At 37.2% G+C, this 17,284-nt stretch carries 12 protein-coding genes and 1 tRNA gene; 9 read left to right on the forward strand and 4 right to left on the reverse strand.

Translation table 11 applies throughout. The features are described 5' to 3' along the window. Nucleotides 1–88: 88 nt before the first annotated feature. Nucleotides 89–1,206, reverse strand: a protein-coding gene (locus tag JL001_RS17285) for an IS3 family transposase (RefSeq protein WP_236252872.1) whose coding sequence is annotated in 2 segments (ribosomal slippage) — nucleotides 89–954 and nucleotides 954–1,206 — 1,119 coding nt in all. Because the reading frame shifts where the segments join, the coding sequence is not laid out codon by codon here. Nucleotides 1,207–1,610: 404 nt separating this feature from the next. On the opposite strand from JL001_RS17285, the gene JL001_RS17290 reads away from it, so the two are divergent. The 3 genes from JL001_RS17290 (at nucleotide 1,611) to JL001_RS17300 (ending at nucleotide 5,171) form a co-directional block, all read left to right on the forward strand. Beyond that, entirely contained in the window at nucleotides 1,611–2,567 is a 957-nt protein-coding gene (locus JL001_RS17290; protein WP_200978420.1) for a hypothetical protein, read from the forward strand. Nucleotides 2,568–2,624: 57 nt separating this feature from the next. Continuing rightward, nucleotides 2,625–3,923: a hypothetical protein gene (locus JL001_RS17295; protein ID WP_200978422.1), complete on the forward strand. Its 1,299-nt coding sequence runs from the start codon at nucleotides 2,625–2,627 to the stop codon at nucleotides 3,921–3,923. A 153-nt stretch (nucleotides 3,924–4,076) separates the two neighbouring features. Then, nucleotides 4,077–5,171 carry a hypothetical protein gene (locus tag JL001_RS17300; protein ID WP_236252873.1) on the forward strand — a complete coding sequence of 365 codons (1,095 nt, stop codon included), beginning with the start codon at nucleotides 4,077–4,079 and terminating at the stop codon, nucleotides 5,169–5,171. 467 nt (nucleotides 5,172–5,638) lie between these two features. On the opposite strand, the gene JL001_RS17305 is transcribed toward JL001_RS17300, so the two are convergent. Next, complete coding sequence (locus tag JL001_RS17305; protein ID WP_200978426.1) at nucleotides 5,639–6,322, reverse strand: LuxR C-terminal-related transcriptional regulator; 684 nt, start codon at nucleotides 6,320–6,322, stop codon at nucleotides 5,639–5,641. An 858-nt stretch (nucleotides 6,323–7,180) separates the two neighbouring features. Here JL001_RS17305 and JL001_RS17310 point away from each other — a divergent pair. Further along, complete coding sequence (locus JL001_RS17310) at nucleotides 7,181–7,654, forward strand: outer membrane beta-barrel protein (protein ID WP_200978428.1); 474 nt, start codon at nucleotides 7,181–7,183, stop codon at nucleotides 7,652–7,654. Between the two features lie 97 nt (nucleotides 7,655–7,751). On the opposite strand, the gene JL001_RS17315 is transcribed toward JL001_RS17310, so the two are convergent. After that, nucleotides 7,752–11,810, reverse strand: a complete 4,059-nt coding sequence (locus tag JL001_RS17315; protein WP_200978429.1) for an NACHT domain-containing protein — start codon at nucleotides 11,808–11,810, stop codon at nucleotides 7,752–7,754. 298 nt (nucleotides 11,811–12,108) lie between these two features. Here JL001_RS17315 and JL001_RS17320 point away from each other — a divergent pair, with 298 nt between their 5' ends. From JL001_RS17320 to JL001_RS17330, 3 genes are all read left to right on the forward strand, one after another. After that, the gene (locus JL001_RS17320) at nucleotides 12,109–12,273 is read left to right on the forward strand and encodes a hypothetical protein (RefSeq protein WP_236252874.1); all 165 of its coding nucleotides are present in this window, start codon (nucleotides 12,109–12,111) and stop codon (nucleotides 12,271–12,273) included. Between the two features lie 84 nt (nucleotides 12,274–12,357). Then, a complete protein-coding gene (locus JL001_RS17325; RefSeq protein ID WP_200978433.1) occupies nucleotides 12,358–14,229 on the forward strand; it encodes a tetratricopeptide repeat protein in 1,872 nt (623 codons plus the stop codon). Nucleotides 14,230–14,293: 64 nt separating this feature from the next. Then, complete coding sequence (locus JL001_RS17330) at nucleotides 14,294–15,118, forward strand: response regulator (RefSeq protein WP_200978435.1); 825 nt, start codon at nucleotides 14,294–14,296, stop codon at nucleotides 15,116–15,118. 214 nt (nucleotides 15,119–15,332) lie between these two features. Here JL001_RS17330 and JL001_RS17335 read toward each other — a convergent pair. Next, a tRNA-Ile gene (locus tag JL001_RS17335) sits at nucleotides 15,333–15,406 on the reverse strand. 133 nt (nucleotides 15,407–15,539) lie between these two features. Here JL001_RS17335 and JL001_RS17340 point away from each other — a divergent pair. Both JL001_RS17340 and JL001_RS17345 read left to right on the forward strand, forming a co-directional pair. Then, nucleotides 15,540–16,172: an HAD family phosphatase gene (locus tag JL001_RS17340; protein ID WP_200978443.1), complete on the forward strand. Its 633-nt coding sequence runs from the start codon at nucleotides 15,540–15,542 to the stop codon at nucleotides 16,170–16,172. Then, nucleotides 16,162–17,268, forward strand: coding sequence for a site-2 protease family protein (locus JL001_RS17345; RefSeq protein WP_200978444.1), 1,107 nt, complete (start codon nucleotides 16,162–16,164; stop codon nucleotides 17,266–17,268). Before JL001_RS17340 ends, JL001_RS17345 begins: the two co-directional genes overlap by 11 nt. Nucleotides 17,269–17,284 lie beyond the last annotated feature (16 nt).

The raw sequence follows: 17,284 nt of genomic DNA on the forward strand, positions 1-17,284 counted from the left end.
TTTTATTATTGAGGTAATGAAGGCTTCCCTTTCTTTGGACAACTTAAAATTAGACAGATAAATTTAGTTAATACTATTATTAAGGGTGTTAATTGTGGGTAACTTCATGGAAGTTATCCACTGTTAACGCCCCACTTCTGCGGGCAAATTCCCTAGGGTACATATCGCCCAGACTGTCATGGGGCCTGTTTTCATTATAATCATTTATCCAATTTCTGGTCAACTCTCTGACTTCTTCCATGTCAAAGAACAGGTACCTGTTAAGGACCTCGTTTCTGTAGGTTTTGTTAAAACGTTCGATATAGGCATTTTGCATCGGTTTTCCCGGTTGGATATACTGTAGCTCAATGCCTGTGGAACGGCACCATTCCTTTAATGCCAAAGAGATGAATTCAGGACCGTTGTCCACCCTTATTCTTTCCGGCCTACCTCTCCATGAGATAACCTCTTCCAGCACTCTGATCACTCTTTTTGCAGGAAAACCCGTTGCGATCTCAATTTGGAGCGATTCCCTGTTATAATCGTCAATAATATTGAGCGTCCTGAAACGCCTTCCCGATACCAATGTATCGCTCATAAAATCCATTGACCAGCTTTTGTTAGCATACAATGGCTGTAACAAAGGTTCCTTTACCCTTTCAGGAACCCGTTTCTTGCCCTTTCTTCTCATACCCAGGTTCAATAGTTTATAGCCACGGTATACCTTTTTGTGGTTATAGGCCAATCCTTCCTTACGCATTCTTTTGTACAGTTTCCAGAACCCATAGCTGGAATGTTCCTCGGCTTTTTCACGCAATACATCCAAGAAAGTACTGTCATCTTTCCGGCTTTTATAATAGTGTCCTGAACGGCAGGTTCCCACCAAACGGCAGGCCCTGCTGATACTTACAGGGTAGTTTTCCGTCACATAACCGACCCCGTTCCGCTTCTCAGCAGGGGTCAGAACTTTTTTCCCAGAATGTCTTTAAGGATTTTATTGTCAAGGGCCAGGTCGGCATACATCTGCTTGAGTCTGCGGTTCTCTTCTTCCAGCTCTTTGAGGCGCTGCACTTCCTTTACTTCCATTCCCCCGTACTTTTTCTTCCAGTTGTAAAAGGTAGCACGGTGGATGCCCAAATCCCGGCAAAGTTCGTTAACGTCACGACCGGATTCATGTTCCTTGAGGGCTTTGATAATCTGGCTCTCTGTAAATCTTCCTTTTTTCATACAGTTTAAAGTTAGCAATTTTGTCGCGTTTCAAACTGTCCAGGTTTTGGGGGAGCTTACAGTAACAGTAATGCTGTTTATTGAATAAAATATGAAGAATATGTCTGGGGTCACCAATTTTGGTGACCCCAGAAACCTGTATGCTCGATATTTTTGTACTAAAGGATTTAGGAAACCAGTTTAAGTAAGGTAAAAAAAACAAAGGGATTTTATCTAATTTCTGAGTCAGTGAAAGCTGATAAGCTTTCAGATAGACAATACTCCATAGTTCTTTTATAATCTGCAATCAACTAGCGATTGCAGAGCATCGGTTGGTCCAAAGTGAAACATACCTTGATGACCAGATGTGCCAGCATACAGGGCATTAATTATTCTTTATATCCTTTCAAAAAATGTTTGATAAAATGAACTTCAATGAAATTTACTTCGACAAATCTCTTTTAGGGAAGTGCTTTATGATGGCACTAATCTTTGTTTTGATTTTACTTTCTTATCCAACCAATGGACAACAAGTTCAATCGGATGAGGCCAAGGTGGATTATTTGCAGCGAATTTATTTTTCTGGTGAAAATAAAGAAGGAATAGTCAAAAATATTTTGATTACTATCCAGGAACTCAAAAGCATGACTTTTACCCCTTCACTGGAGAGGCAGTATATCTTTTTAAATGAAATAGAGGGTCAGGTAGTTAAGGCAGAAGATGCTTGTGAAGCCTTGGAATTGATTGCGGTGGGTATATATAATATTGATCCTGCTGAAGCGGCCACTCAAGGAGTACTATTGCCCAGTGAGGAGGCAAAGGCAAAGTCTACTGATGCTATGGCCAATTTTAATAAAATAAATAGTAATGCCAAAGATATTAGTAAAGTAGCTTATTATTCCAATTTAAATTCTATTGCTGGGACCAGTAGTACGGTTGGTGATGCCGCTAAAATGGCTGGTGAAGCGGGGGAAATCGGGAAGGAGTTGGCTGACCTTGGAAAATCACTTGGTTTGTTAAAGAAAAAAGATAAACCATGTAAAAATGTACCTCAAAAGGATATTCCGATTGGGGATCATCAGTTATCCGGTAACATAACCAATTTACCTACTCAGGCAATTAGTGGTTCAACGGTGACCACCATCATCACTGTTTCCAATATGAACTTTTCCTCTTTTACCACGATGGTTGATAGCTTATCCAATAACCCTACTATAAAATCCCTAGATAAAAAATTCAATGAGGCATCTTCATCAATTACAGTGGTACATGAAGGGAGCACTGATGACCTAGCTGAATGGGTGTATAAACAATTTAATGATACTATTAAGTTGGAGGCTTTTGAAAATGGCTTGATAAGCCTTTCATCTGATAAGGATTAATAGTGTAAACAATTTGAAAAGTAATTGAAGCGTATTCAGCCAATTAATGCTTGTATTATGAAAATTCTAAATAGGATTTATTATCTACTGATAGTGGTAATGATATACTCTTGCAATTCTGAAGATGAAAAGCCTAAAGTAAGTTATTCCCTTACTATCAATGTGTCTCCTCAAGAGGGTGGAAATGTTAATATTTCTCCCGACTTAGAAAATTATTCAGGTGGACAAAGTGTAAAGCTTACAGCCGTACCCCATCCCAATTGGGTTTTTGAAAGTTGGGATGAGGGAGCAAAAGGGAATTCTTTAAGCTATGATCTAATTATGAATGAGGATAAAGTAGTCACGGCGACCTTTGTTAAAAGAGATTATCCTTTGAGTATCACGATTGAAGGAGAAGGAACGGTAAATGAAGTTATTGTGACCAATTCAGGAGGCAGGGAATACCCTCATGGAACGACCGTGGAACTTACACCAGAACCTAGTGAGGGATGGGAATTTGATTCATGGGATGGTGACCTAAGTGGAAATGAGGTTCCTCAACAGATTACAGTACATGGTGATAAAAATGTGGTAGTTAAGTTTAAAGAGGCGAAATTCATGCCTGCCATTCCTTCCAAAAATATGTTTGGGCAGCCATATGTCATCCCTTCCTGTAGATTGATAGAGGCGTATAATGAAGGGTCAGACTACAAATCTGTATTTGAGTACTATGATAATGGAATGATTAAACGGTGGATTGATATTGAAGGTGGCGTTGGTGTGGACACTATGACAGTTGAATATAGAGCCGATGGATTAATACATGTAATAAAGGAATATTTTAATACAATGACTATGGGGTACAATTCCGAGGGCAGATTAGAGAGGGTATTTGTGGAACATAATGCTTCAGGGTATAAAGACACAACGGAAATCACCTATGTGGGTGACAAAACAGTTAGAATTGTACAAAAACAATTTGGCTACTTCTTAGGGAATTATGTTCATGAATTTGATGATAACTACAATCTTATCAGATCAGTTTTGAATGATCCCTCCAACGGTCAGACAGCTTACGAACGTATTTCAGTTTTTTATACGGACATCCAAAATATCTGGCTTTCCTTTGGTGATTTCAGGTTTCAATTTTTGTTGGCAGGGGACTATTTTGACGAAGGTACATATCCTTTTGTCGCAAGTGCGAATTTAATAAAAAGCACTACTTATATCAATCATTATGAAAATCTTCCAGAAAGAGAATATGCTGTATTTGATGTACTCTCGGTAAATGATCATGGATTTCCTACAAAGCTCATAGATGTAGTAAATTCAGGTGAAGTAACCATATTGAAGTATGAATGTAATCAAGGGAATTAGCATAAGTTGTAGTGCCATTTTCTATCAAGTTTTTTGACAAGGAATATTACGTTTATTGCTTGGCTATTCACTACTAAATGAACGTCAAAATTTAAATTTCTTGATATAAATTAAATATAAAAAATTGTCTTAAATCATTGAAGCTTGTAAGTCATGAAAACTAACGACAGACTATTAACAATAGCTAATATGATAGCTCTAATTCTATCATTCGCCTGCAGTTCTGATGATCCATCTCCTAACCCAATTTCGAACGGAGACCCTGTTGGCCCTATAAGTGCAATTGATTTTAAAAGTATTCCCATCCCGACCTATGAATTAGTTCTTGAGGCTTACGAGAATATTTCTATAATATCTCCTGACCTATTAGTAGAAGAAAGTGATCAACTTAGTATAACTCTTTTTGAAGAAATAAAGCAATTGTCCAATAGGAGGAGTACTGGTAATGATAGGATTTTGTATGAATCTTTGTCAGACAAACTGACTGAAGAAGAGTGGAAGTTGGTATTAACTAACCCATATAAAAGTTTTTTGGCTTTTCTCACTTTAAAACCATCGTTTGATGATTCAGGAAGCAGCTTTTCTTGTGACCCAAACCTAAGCTTAAAAGACACAAAAGTGGATGCCATAAGGCATGCATATTGGAATGCTTTAATGACACTAAAAATTTCTGACATGACGTTTATTGAAGACCTGACCAATGCCCATGAAAGTAATTCTGATTCTGAAGCTGCTAAGTTGATGGATTTACATAACAATAAAATAGGTAGGGAACTCGCACTACAATACCCGACTGCAACTGGCAATGAACTATTGACAATACTGCTTCAGTATGATTTTTTATTTGTTGATAAAGGACAACCTATCCCTGAAACCTATCAGGGTTTGGTGTATATAGAAGGCAAAAAAATATTTGATGTCAAGATGAAAGGCTCTTTATCGAATCCGGATTCTGGTGGGCCATGGGATATAGAGTTTGATATTTATGAATGCGGAAATACTATTAGAGGAAACTTTACAATTACACGCGGGGCAGAAAGACAAGATAGGAGATTTTCAGGTACCATGGTGGATGGTCTAATACTGTTAGAAGTATCAAATCCTTTGGTTTTCGAAAACCCTAGGGGCTTGTATGCTTGTACTGGTATGAGAATGAATTTGACAGGAAATGAGAAGTCATTAGAAGGAAGGTGGACATCATCAAATTGCTACCGCGGTGGAACTGTATTGTTGTCAAATGAAAATTAAACGAAGTGCTTCATAACAATGAACTACTAACATTTTAAAAAGACTTATGCTCTAGAGCGTAATTTTTCCTTGTACATGTTTATTGAGAGAATGGCATTCAGTTTTTGGTTGATCCCAAAATTGTGGATAGAGAATATGGTTTCGTAAGACAAAACATCAAAGCAATAAATCCAGGATGGAAGGGAATATCCCCATGGAACCATTGTGGTGCTTAGACCAGAACCTAGTGAAGGATGAGAATTTGACTTATGGGCTGATGACCTAAGTGGAAATGAGGTTATTCAAGAGCATATGATAGATGGGGAGAAAAACATAACGGAGAGGTTTAAAGAGAAAAGGGTTTTTTACGTGATTGAAAATGGAATCATCTGCAAATGGGAGGGCGCTTCTACGGAATAGTGATCAATGAATCTATTTGTGTGGACAAGGGAATGGGGAGTATTTACTGGTGCTCCCTATGATAAAAATTAACATGACAATAAATCAAATGCAAGTCCATACCAGAGCACTTCGTGACTTTCTTCCAATACCAGTAAATCCTTGATCTTTTTCTTATGGGTGTTCACGGTATTGACGGAGATACCCAGCATTTCACTGATTTCTTCTGCTTTACAGCAGCTCACCATATGAGCCAATACTTCCTTGTTTCTCTCTGTCAATAGATTGAACTTTTTGTAATTGGCCTTTTTAAAATTCATCTCTTGAATAACCCGTTCCATTTTGGCCATTGCCCATGACTGGAACTTAATGGGAATAATCTGGATGAGTTGAAGTAATGGAGCATCTGCATTTTCTGAAAATACCTTCTTCACCATGACCAATTCCATGATTGTTTTATGGTCAAATACTTTTCGTTGTAAGTACAATTTTGTTTCTCGTTCATCAAGAGACTGTCCCTCTCTTGTGCCTAAAAAGCAAGTGTCCTGGTGATGTGGTGAAAAAATAATTTTCTCAAATTCACGAGTGGGTAAGTGCTTAAAAAAAGCTGGTGATAAGCCATAATGTTGTATCCCCTTTTCACAAATAAACAGGTTTTGAATAGGGTCTATCTGTTGGATAATTTTGATCCCCGGCAACCATTTTGCAACCATCTCAAAAGCAGCAAGCTTCTCTTGGGTTTGGTCTTTATTTATGGAGGCTGAGTTATTCATTACCAATAGATGTTTTTGTTTCAACAGAATACACTCACTGGTTAATCAATTTGGATTTAGTAGATGAGTGACCTTGTTTTAGTTTGAATTAAGCAAAGCCCCAATGCTTTTCAAATCTAAGTTCGTGAGGAGGCGGAAAAAGTTCGTGAAAAGGGAATATGTAGGAGGGAAGAAATAATCGTATGTAATAGTTTGTTTGAGTGAATTCTAAAACTACCATTTTTCTTTATAGGAAAAAATTGAAACAAAATAAGTAATTGGAGTAAATTGATTTTAACTCTAATTGAAGCATTCCATTGTGCATAGCATTTTCTTCTCTCCAATTTTTAAGATAAAAGATTTGGATTCACTTTATCTGAGTCTCATCTCATGGTTTTACTTCTTCATTCTATTGTTTACACTTTTATGTTTATGCTGCAGTAGGGATTGTTCCAAGAAAATACTTAAAACATCTATTTCTAATGAGCTGATAAACAAGTCTTTATTGTTTGTGGGAAAATTTCCATTTTCCACTTCTATAAAATCAGAATTGTCAAATTTAAAAAGTACTTAAGTCACCAAAAATGGTGATCTAAGTCAATTTGGCGATAGATATATTAGAGTCATGAATATTAATCCTAGAGGGAACTGTTATGGAGGATGATCGAGTGATATCTGATGAAGTTGGATACCAATATGGTGATGCATTAATGGTTAAAGTCTAGACTTCAATTTGGTGGCAGCTAAGATAAAGCATTCAGTTGGAATATGACTCAAGGAGAAGTAAGACATGTAGCAAGTTGATTTTTATTAGGGATTAATAATGTTCATTGATAAGATACAGTACTTAATTATTCATAACCTAAAATTTATTAAACCATGAAAAAACTATTCTTTTTAATAACTTTTGTGATAGTTACTTTAAGCGCAAAGGGTCAGAGCACTGGCGAATTGCGCTTGCAAGTGGGAGGTGACTATGGTTTCGAGATTGAGCGATTTGGAGTGAATTTTGGAGCAGAGTATTTGTTTTTGGACAATATCTCTGTTGCGCCCAATTTCACGGTGTATTTTCCAGAGGAAGATGTAAATGCAAGTAACCTGAATCTGGATGTAAGGTATTATTTAAGCCATCAACAACTTCAGTTCTATGGTATGGCTGGGTTTACAACTCTTTGGGTATCATCTAAGTATATGGGTATAAAGGCCTCCGCAAGTAATTCTGGTGCAAATATCGGGGTTGGAACAGTAATAAAGTTTACTGACAATTTTGGTATTAATCCTGAAGTAAAATACCAAACCCTAGGAGATGGGCAAGTTGTTGTCAAGGCAGGTCTGGTGTATTTGCTTCAGTAAATCAATAGGAATGGCCAGTTTTAGACTGGCCTTTTCTATAAGTTTAACTAAATAAATATATATATATATATGTAACAAAATCTGAAATATATGTTTATTACTCCTCCTCCATTTCCCCATAGGCATCCTTCACGGCCTTATTCCATTCCAATTCATCCTGATCGTCAAAGATCGCCCCATAACGTCGAAGGCGGTCTTTTTCTTCTTTGGTGAAAACCGAATCTGGATGGATTTTTCGAAAATCGAGGGATTGGACGAAAAGACCTATTTCTGAATGAATAGTATGAATTAGTTTTAATGTATCAGACGACCATTCACAAATTTTAGATTTATAAAGATCTGTTGTGAGTATTTTTGTTCCATCCGGGTTTATATCAATATTAAACAAAGTATTCGGGACTTCTACAGTCCTCAAACAATCACCAGTAATAGCGGAAAATTCCTTTATAGAATGAAAGGAAATTGAAAAAATTCGCTTTTTCCTATGGTCAAATATAAATTGATCGTATTTGAGGGTATCGAAATGTACTGAAAGCATACAATCCAAAGTAATAGTTGACCAAATTTCAATTTTATTTGTAGAAATCGTAATAAAGTGTTCCCCTTTTGGGTCTATTTCTATGTTTTTGATATTGGGAGAATCCACTTTTATTGTCTTGATACATTCTTCAGAATCACTATCCCAAATTTTAATAGTCATATCGCTGGAGGCTGAAATGATATTTTTTCCAGAGATGTCATATTCGATAGCTTTGACTGGTTTAAGATGTCCTTTATACAACTTGGCCAATTTAAGAGTGCTTGCTGATATTTTTTTTATGTTATTTTCATGAGCATATAGAATGTGTCTTTCGTCATGGCTAAAGATTGGATTAACGCTTGTTGTATTTTTCAATTTTAAATGTTTAATGCATTTTCCGGTGTATAGTGACCATATTCTTATAATATAATTAGGAAAGTCTGTGGATTGGGAGTGGATCATTTTGCAATTTTTACTGTATTTAACGTGTGTGATAGTTTCAGGATGATTTATAAGTTTTATACATTTTCCATTAGTGATGGACCACTCATTAATGGTATTCTCGTTGACTACACTGAGAACTCTTCGACTATCTGAACTATAGATAGCTATCCTGCAATCTGAACTTTCAGTTCCAAACGATTTTAGGCATTCCCCTGTATTGGTTGACCATTCCTTGATAGTATGGTCAATAGAAGCTGATAGTATTGTTTTACCATCTTGGCTGTACACCGCAGAATTAACTTCTTTTTTATGTCCTCTAATTGTTCTTATACATTCTCCGGTAGCAACCGACCATTCCTTGATTGTTCCGTCCGAAGAGGCAGATACTATTCTTAATCCATCTGGGCTATACTTGGCAGAATTTACGGAACCCAAATGCCCCTCGTATGTACTCATACATTCTCGAGTTTCTACCGACCACTCTTTGATCGTTTCGTCCTCAGAGGCGGATACTATCCTTAACCCATCTGGACTGTATATGGCAGAATTAATTGCCTGTTCATGCCCTCTAAATGTCCAAATGCATTCGCCTGTTGCGACTGACCACTCTTTGATAGTCATATCGTCAGATGCAGAGACTATCCTCAATTCATCGGGGCAGTACATAGCAGAATTGACACGGTCTTTATGGCCAATGAGAGTAAATACGCATTTTCTACCCAGAATGGACCAAATTTTAATTGTACTACGTCCTGTTGCGGTAACAAGTTGCGCACCATCGCTGCTGCATATTGCTGAAGTGATCAGCAGCCGATCATCATTAAAGACCCACTCACACTTTCCGGTATCGGTTGCCCATTGCTTTATACCGTTTTCCATAGAAAACGAAATAATTCGTTTACTATCAGTACTATAGATTGCTGAATTTACAATGTTGGAGTGTTCATATGATGCTATACATTCTCCTGTATAAGTCGACCATTCTTTAATAGTTCCGTCTCCAGATGATGACAGAATTTTGTCTCCATTTGAACTATATTCAGCTGTTGTTACTCCAGAAGAATGGCTTTGGGAGACAATCTGTTTTCCATCCAATTTAGCTCCCTTAAATCTCGCAGGAAGGTATTTTGTCCCTCTAAAAGCTGTAAGTGGGATGTGGTTCAGTATAATTCCTCTTAAATCCAGATTTCTTAAATCCGCCCCAGCCAAAGTACCTCTGACTTCATGCAAAATTGTGACTAAATTCCAAACCGTATAGTTCTCTGTCATATCCTGATCTCTACAGGAATCTATGAGGCGTGTTAAATAGTTTTTTTTGATCCGCAAGGGGAGTTCTTTTTCCTGTAATAGTTCCTGTGCATCAAATAGGTATTCTCCTTCCAGTTCTCCTAGCATTTTCCTAAGATAGATAGGTAATGTTCTTTCCTTCCATTCGATGGGTCTTTTTTGCTCGGAGAGAGAAAAAGTAATGCAGTTTCGCAAATGGCAGGCAGCGTAGAAATCCCGGAAGTTTTGGTGCAGGAAGCGAAGATCGCTTCCTTCCTGAACCAAGATATTTAGGTGGAGTGTCAAATAGCCTTTGATTTCTTCGGAGCGGTCGATGTCTGCATGTTCATCCAATTTTTGCAGGGAAATCCGATCCGTGATCTTTCTGATATCCGGGAATATTTTTAGGATACCACTTTCCCTTAGTTTCTCGCAAGCTTCTCCGATTACCGTATTAAAGTTGAATTTAGGGTTTTGTCCAAAGTCATTGGTGATAAAAAAGGCCTCCTCTTTTTCCATCCTCCAGGCTACAAACGGAACCACATATCGAATCAAAAATGCGGCGTAGAAATATTCGTTCCGGTTCGTTTCGGAATGTTTAAATAATTTGGCTAAGAGGGCTTCTTGGAAATTCCAGAGTAACTCTGCCTCTGTCTGTACTTCGAAAAATGAAAAACGATCGTCTTGGTTGAAATCCTTAATAATTTGCTCTGTAGGAGCATAAAGGGTCAACATCAAAGGATTACCCAATAATTCGAAAAGCTTGGAACCCTCGGTTGGGATAGAAAATCTGTTTTTGGACAGATATTCCGAAATCGTATTTTTTCCTAAATGGACTAACTCCAAGACTTCGGAGTTCCTCGCCCAAGTATAGTTTTGAATCTCCACATAGCGAGAAGTGACGATCATCTGAACATTTGGAGCCTCGGTTGATAGCTTGGATAGTTCTCCAATTAATTCGTCTAGGTTGGCCGTTACCTCATTGAAGCCATCCAATAGTAAAACGATGCCTTGTTGTTCCTTTTCCGGTTTCTTTTTGAGCAGATTCCAGATTTTGTTTTCTGACTTTTTAGTGGGCGAGCTTTCACCTAAATAGTGATGGGCTATGTACCATCGAATGAAATTTTGCTCTTCCTTCTTGGCGTAACTGGTATATTCATTGAGAGCGATAAAAAGGGGAATAGGTTGATTTTTGTCTTCCAAGAGCCGTTCCCATAGGTGCAAAAGCGACATGGTCTTTCCCATGCCTCCTGACCCAAGTATAATGGCATGATGAATGTCTTTTTCTCCTAGGGATCTGATAGCGGTAAAAAGATCCAATTGTCTATCCCTATTCTTGACTTCTGCTGGGAGAGTGGAAGCAAGACTAGCATCTGCAAGAAGAATCTTTTCTATTCTTACATTTTTGAATCGGCCTCTATAAAGTGAGTCTCTGTAGGAGTTTGAATTTTCCCTCAATTGTCCCAGTAAAATAGCCTGCTTGTCTAAAGCAACTTCTTGTTCGCTTTTGCCGGGAGGGGATTGTGATGTGCTTGAAGAAGCATTTAATCCCCGGCGAGATTTATAGATAAGATCGCCAGTAAGAATATGTCCATAACCAAGTTCATATTTGATTTTATCGCAAAATTCGTAATAAGAATTTATTCCAATAAAAAGGCTTAGCGAATTCAGTGTTCTTTCAGAGTAGGATAAACTTGTTATATTTTGAATTTTATTTTGTGATAAAGTAAAATAATCTCTGATAGTATTTATACCTGGTAAAAAATAGTCAACATTTTTTTCTTCCAGTTTCATTAGTTTTCGACGTAATTTTTGCGCATCTGGCCGTCTGTAGGCATAGTATGGTTTTCCCACATTGTCCATATCAGCGATTAGCTCCATGAATTTTTTGAACAATTCGAACTGAATTTCAAGATTTTTTTCCATCGTATTTAAAAAAACTGTTGAGGACTGTTGGCCGACAAGCAATTAAATTATTTGTTTCTCAAATTTGATTCATAATACAATTTGTGCTTGATGAAAAGCTTTAGTCAAGATATGAAGCGCATTCTAAATTTCAAAGCAGAAGGCTTTGTTCCGTAGAACATGAATGCATGCATGTTCGGATAAAACGGATTGTATTGGATCAGCTGAATGCCGAAGGAAGCCATTAAATGTGGGGACATTTAGGACTCTTCACTTCGGCCACCTCCCCATAATCTTAAAAACTAAAAATTTAATAAACATGGGGAAAATGTTTAATTCAGTTATCATCATCATTGTGATGATGATATGCTTAAGTTCATGTGGCAAAATTCTCGGCTATGATGAAAAAGATGAAAGACCCGCAAAGATGGAAAAAATGTTAGATAGCGGTGAAGGCGATGAAAAACCTGTAGACAAAGGTTGATTGGTGAAAAGACCTTGATTTTCAAGGTCTTTTCTTAACTTTACTAAATACGTATTTTTTACCAATTACTACATTTAAAGATGTATGAAATTCGATTTTAAATTTATCAGGACATGGTCGCTAATAAGTTTCTTTCTTGTTTGGACCATTTGCTTTTCTTTTGGTCAAGAACCCTTCCAGTCAAAGCAAGACTCATTATTTGACCTTACCAATACTTACCTTGATGAAGGTAAGTACCAAGAAGCTAATCAGGTACTACTGCCTTTACTTCAAGATAGAAAATGGATTAATAATCTAACCAATAAAAGAAAAGTCACCAATAATCTAGGCTTTTCTTATTACTATCTGGGACAATATGATTCCTCCAATCACTTTTACATACTTACTAACCAAGCTGCCACTGAACTAAAAGATACCGTAAAGATCATTAGTTCATTTAAATCGATAGCTATGAGCTATAGGAGGATGGGCTTATATTCAAAATCCTTGGAAAGTAGCCAGAAAGCTTTAGAAGTGGCAAAAATTAAAAAGGATACAGGAAGTGCCTCTGAAATCCTCAACACAATCGGACTAATGTATATAGACTTGGGGGAGAATGAATTAGCTGCAAAAAGTCATAGGGAATCTTTGGCATTGGCATTGGCCATTGGTGACTCCACCATGGAAGCATATGCCTACAATAACTTGGCAATGGCCTATCGAAAGCTAAATTATATAGATAGCAGCTTATATTACAATTTCAGGTCCCTTGATCTAAAAAACAGATTGTCGATAGTAAATACTGCATCTACTTTAACCAATATTGGCTTAGATTTTTTGAAATTGAATCAGTTGGATTCTGCCCAAAAGTACCTTGAATGGGCAAATATTGTTTATCATAAGAATGAACATCAAATAGGATACCTAGTAAGCTATAATAATCTAGCCGACTTATTTCTTCATTTAGGCCAATATCAAATTGCCAAATCCTATCTGGATTCCGGCGCAACATTGTTACATGCGGTCACCTTAAAAGACCTATTATTGGATCATTATGATTTAAAAGTAAGAGTCAATGAAAAAATGGGACAGCATGAAGATGCACTCATGGCTTTAAAAAAGTTGGCGGATTTGAAAGAAGAAGTATTTTTAGAAGAGAAGTTGCAAGTACAAAAGGTAGAATCAAGGTTTCTACTGAGAGAAAGAGAATTGGAAAACGAGTATTTAGAACAGGAAACTGTTTTAGCACAAGCTCGTATTCGAACAAATGAGCAGTTTATTATCTTTTTAGCTATTCTAGTAGGATTGTCTATTATATTCGGACTTTTCTTATTCCGTTTCAATAGAAAACTAAAGGAAAAAAACCTCATTATCATTGACCAAAAAAAGGACAATGAGCATAGAATTTATAATTTCCTTACTCGTCTGCAACAGCTACTTCGACTTGCTTCTGAAAGTATTTCTGATGAGAAGGCAAAAGAAGTGTTAAGAAACTCTGAAGCAGCAATTATTTCTATAGCTTCGTTGCAGGAATATTTGACCTACTCAAATCATGAAGAGGAAGATGTGCTGCTGGGAAAATACCTTTTGGACTTGACAGCACACCTTGAAGAATTGTTCAGGCATACAGGGCAGAAGATTGATTTTAGGGTAGAAATCGATTCCAATGCTAAGTCAACAAGATTATCAGTCCCTACCTTACTGAACCTGGGGCTGATTGTTTCGGAAATAATTACCAATGCTTCCAAATATGCATTTAACGAAACCATCAACTATCCCAAAATAAGTGTTTCATTAAAAAGACAGGCAAATGTCATTTTAATTCATTTGGAAGATAATGGTATTGGAATATCCAATGAAGCAAGTGAAGGGCTAGGCACAAAATTAATAGGTCGATTGGCTAGGTATATCCAAGCTGAAATAAGTTTACAGTCCGATGTGGGAACGAGGTATACACTTAAGTTGATTAGAAAATAGTAAATTGTATCTTAAGTTTTTGTAAATGTTTTTTAGTCACAATAGGATTGTTTAAAAAACCAATATGGTAAACGAAATAAAAATATTATTGGTAGAAGATGATCCGTTTATTGGAGATATGATAAAAAGTGATTTGTTAAAAACTTTTTCACAGGGTCAGGTAAACATTACCGGGCCGGCCACCTCATTTCAGGAGGGGGCAGAGTTGCTAAATTCAGACACATTTGATATTGCTTTGTTGGATATTGACTTAAATGGGGATGAGACAGCAGGAATCCGGCTGGCTTTACTGATCAATCAGATAGGTTCCATCCCAATGGTTTTTCTATCTGGTTTGCCAAAAAATACTGGCTTCGATATTGCGAAACTTACAATGCCATATGCCTTTTTAAGAAAGCCATACAGAAGGCAAGAACTTGAAGATTTAATGGAATTATTGGTAATCAAGCAAAGTCAAAGTAAAAAAGGGAACAATAACCAGTTATATCATAGAAGCAAGTCATCAAATAATACTAGGCCAACTATCTTTGTTACAACCGGACATGGAGAACTTACAGGGTTGCCCATCAAAGAATTGGTTTTATTGGAGGCAGATGATAAGGTAATCAAGGCATATCTCCTTAATAAGGAGCAGCCAATAGTGTTTAATTCTCCAGGGCTTAAAAACTTTTATGATGAAAACCATCACCTACTGGGGAAAAGCTTTTTTCAATTAAGCAGGAAATATGTTATTGATCTCAAGAAGATCATATCCATAAAGAACAATCATGTTCATCTGCCTAAATACAGTAAAAACCCGTCTTATCCTCTATATTTTTCGTTACCCATTCCGCAAAATGGAGAAAAAAGAAAATTACTTTTTGACAAGCTTGGACTAGAAAGTAAATAATTATTTATATCTTTTTTTTTTTGAAAGCCTATTTTATTCAATACCATAAAGGTTGAACAAAACTTAAAACACATAAGATATCACCAAAATGGCCGGCTCTGGGACAGAGGATTCAAGAAAATTTAAAAATATTTTTTGACCCTATTTTGTGTGCAAATCGTGTGCAAATAAAAAAGCCACTTACAATTTTCAATCGTAAGTGGCTGATTTTCAGTGGGCCCACCTGGGCTCGAACCAGGGACCCCTTGATTATGAGTCAAGTGCTCTAACCAGCTGAGCTATAGGCCCGGAAAAGCAGTTTTTCTGGAGCTTTCCAGTGGATCAAACCATGTAACCAATCGAAATCGCTTAGATGACTTTTTCCTTGCTTTTGGGACTGCAATGTTACATATTTGATTTCAAAACAACAACATTTACCTGTATGAAAATAGATAAAAATATCGATTTTTTTGTTTTTGATCTCGGTGGGGTGATCATTGATTTGGATATTCCGTTTACCATCAGTCAATTAGGTGAAAATCTGAACGGTGACGGAAAAGCACTCTCTGAAAACTTTATGATGAACCCTATCCATCATGCTTATGAAAAAGGTGAAATCAATGACGCCACTTTTAGGGCAGAAATCCGAAACGCCTTTAAAAAAGACTGGAGTGATTTAGAAATTGATAATATTTGGAATGCGATGTTGGGAAAAATACCCATGCAGAAAATAGAGTTGCTTCAGTACTTAAGAAAATCTCATCCCGTCTATATGTTGTCCAACACAAACGGTATTCATTTCAAAAGGGTCGAGGAAATCTTATTAGAGGATACTGGGATATCTACTTTTAATGAGCTTTTTGATCATGTGTTTTTAAGCCATGAAATGGGCTGCCGTAAGCCAGATACTATTATCTATGAAAAAGTTTTGGATCATATAGGAATGCCAGCAGATAGAGGAGTGTTTTTTGATGATACGGCACCCAACCTGCTCGGAGCAGAAAAGGTAGGACTTCGAACCTGCCATATTAATCACCCAAATGCCCTGATGGATTACTTTTCGGATGTACAGTAATAAAGAATACCTTAAGCACAGTTTACTGTTTATTGTCACATTTGTGTGTACTACCTTGGCAGGTGGAGAGTGGCTGTTTGGAAGAAGTATTCTTTCTGATGAAATGCCGCTTACTTGGGACTACTTTGTCCAGTCCATGGCTTTTTCCATTCCCTTCGTAGGGATTCTATTGATACATGAATTGGGACATTTATTTACTTCTATCCATCATAAGGTAAAGTCCTCTTTGCCCTTTTTCATTCCTTTTTGGTTAGGCTTTCTAGGCGCTCCATCTATTGGGACCATGGGTGCGATTATTAAAATGAAGGACTTTGTCAGTAGCCGTAAAAAGTTCTTCGATATAGGTGTGGCTGGTCCTTTGGCAGGTTTTGTTATTGCCTTTGGTGTGTTGGTATATGGGTTTCAAAACCTTCCAGATGCTGACTTTATTTATGAAATTCATCCAGAGTATCTTGACCCTGATTATTCTCTGGAAGAGAGTGGGGGAGTCAATATTCAATTGGGCTACAACCTGCTTTTCTATGGCATGCAAGAGCTTTTGGCAGACCCTGATAAAATGCCCAACATGAGTGAAGTTATTCACTATCCATATTTGTTTGCTGGGTATTTGGCCTTGTTTTTTACTGCCTTGAATCTCTTGCCCATTGGGCAGCTGGATGGGGGCCATGTGGTGTTTGGATTGTTTCCTAAACATCACCGGAAGATTAGTCTTAGTTTCTACACGGTATTTTTATTCTTTGCTGGCTTGGGGATGGTTAATCCCTATGAAGGAACCAGTTATTTGATTTTTGCACTGCCGCTTTATTTGATCTTTATTTATATCTGCTTTAGGAAGTCCAGCCTTAAAAACCAGACAAAATGGACCTTAACCTTGAGTATTGTGACATTGCAATACGTGCTGCTCTATTTTTACCCACATTTGGAAGGGTACAGTGGTTGGTTGTTTTTTGCCTTTATTTTGGGAAGGCTGATTGGAATTGAGCATCCTCCAGTAAGGGATGGGAAACCGATCAACCCGCCAAGAAAAGTATTGGCTTGGCTGGCCATTATCATATTTATCCTGTGCTTTACACCACAACCATTCCAGATAGCCTAATGGTGTATCCCATAGT

The sequence above is a fragment of the Echinicola sp. 20G genome (assembly GCF_015533855.1).
Classification (GTDB): Bacteria; Bacteroidota; Bacteroidia; order Cytophagales; family Cyclobacteriaceae; genus Echinicola.

Excerpts from the sequence above, each read along its gene's own strand:
- JL001_RS17290 (WP_200978420.1), top strand. The coding sequence starts at position 1,611 with ATGAACTTCAATGAAATTTACTTCGACAAATCTCTTTTAGGGAAGTGC.
- JL001_RS17295 (WP_200978422.1), top strand. The coding sequence starts at position 2,625 with ATGAAAATTCTAAATAGGATTTATTATCTACTGATAGTGGTAATGATA.
- JL001_RS17300 (WP_236252873.1), top strand. The coding sequence starts at position 4,077 with ATGAAAACTAACGACAGACTATTAACAATAGCTAATATGATAGCTCTA.
- JL001_RS17305 (WP_200978426.1), bottom strand. The coding sequence starts at position 6,322 with ATGAATAACTCAGCCTCCATAAATAAAGACCAAACCCAAGAGAAGCTT.
- JL001_RS17310 (WP_200978428.1), top strand. The coding sequence starts at position 7,181 with ATGAAAAAACTATTCTTTTTAATAACTTTTGTGATAGTTACTTTAAGC.
- JL001_RS17315 (WP_200978429.1), bottom strand. The coding sequence starts at position 11,810 with ATGGAAAAAAATCTTGAAATTCAGTTCGAATTGTTCAAAAAATTCATG.
- JL001_RS17320 (WP_236252874.1), top strand. The coding sequence starts at position 12,109 with ATGGGGAAAATGTTTAATTCAGTTATCATCATCATTGTGATGATGATA.
- JL001_RS17325 (WP_200978433.1), top strand. The coding sequence starts at position 12,358 with ATGAAATTCGATTTTAAATTTATCAGGACATGGTCGCTAATAAGTTTC.
- JL001_RS17330 (WP_200978435.1), top strand. The coding sequence starts at position 14,294 with ATGGTAAACGAAATAAAAATATTATTGGTAGAAGATGATCCGTTTATT.
- JL001_RS17340 (WP_200978443.1), top strand. The coding sequence starts at position 15,540 with ATGAAAATAGATAAAAATATCGATTTTTTTGTTTTTGATCTCGGTGGG.
- JL001_RS17345 (WP_200978444.1), top strand. The coding sequence starts at position 16,162 with ATGTACAGTAATAAAGAATACCTTAAGCACAGTTTACTGTTTATTGTC.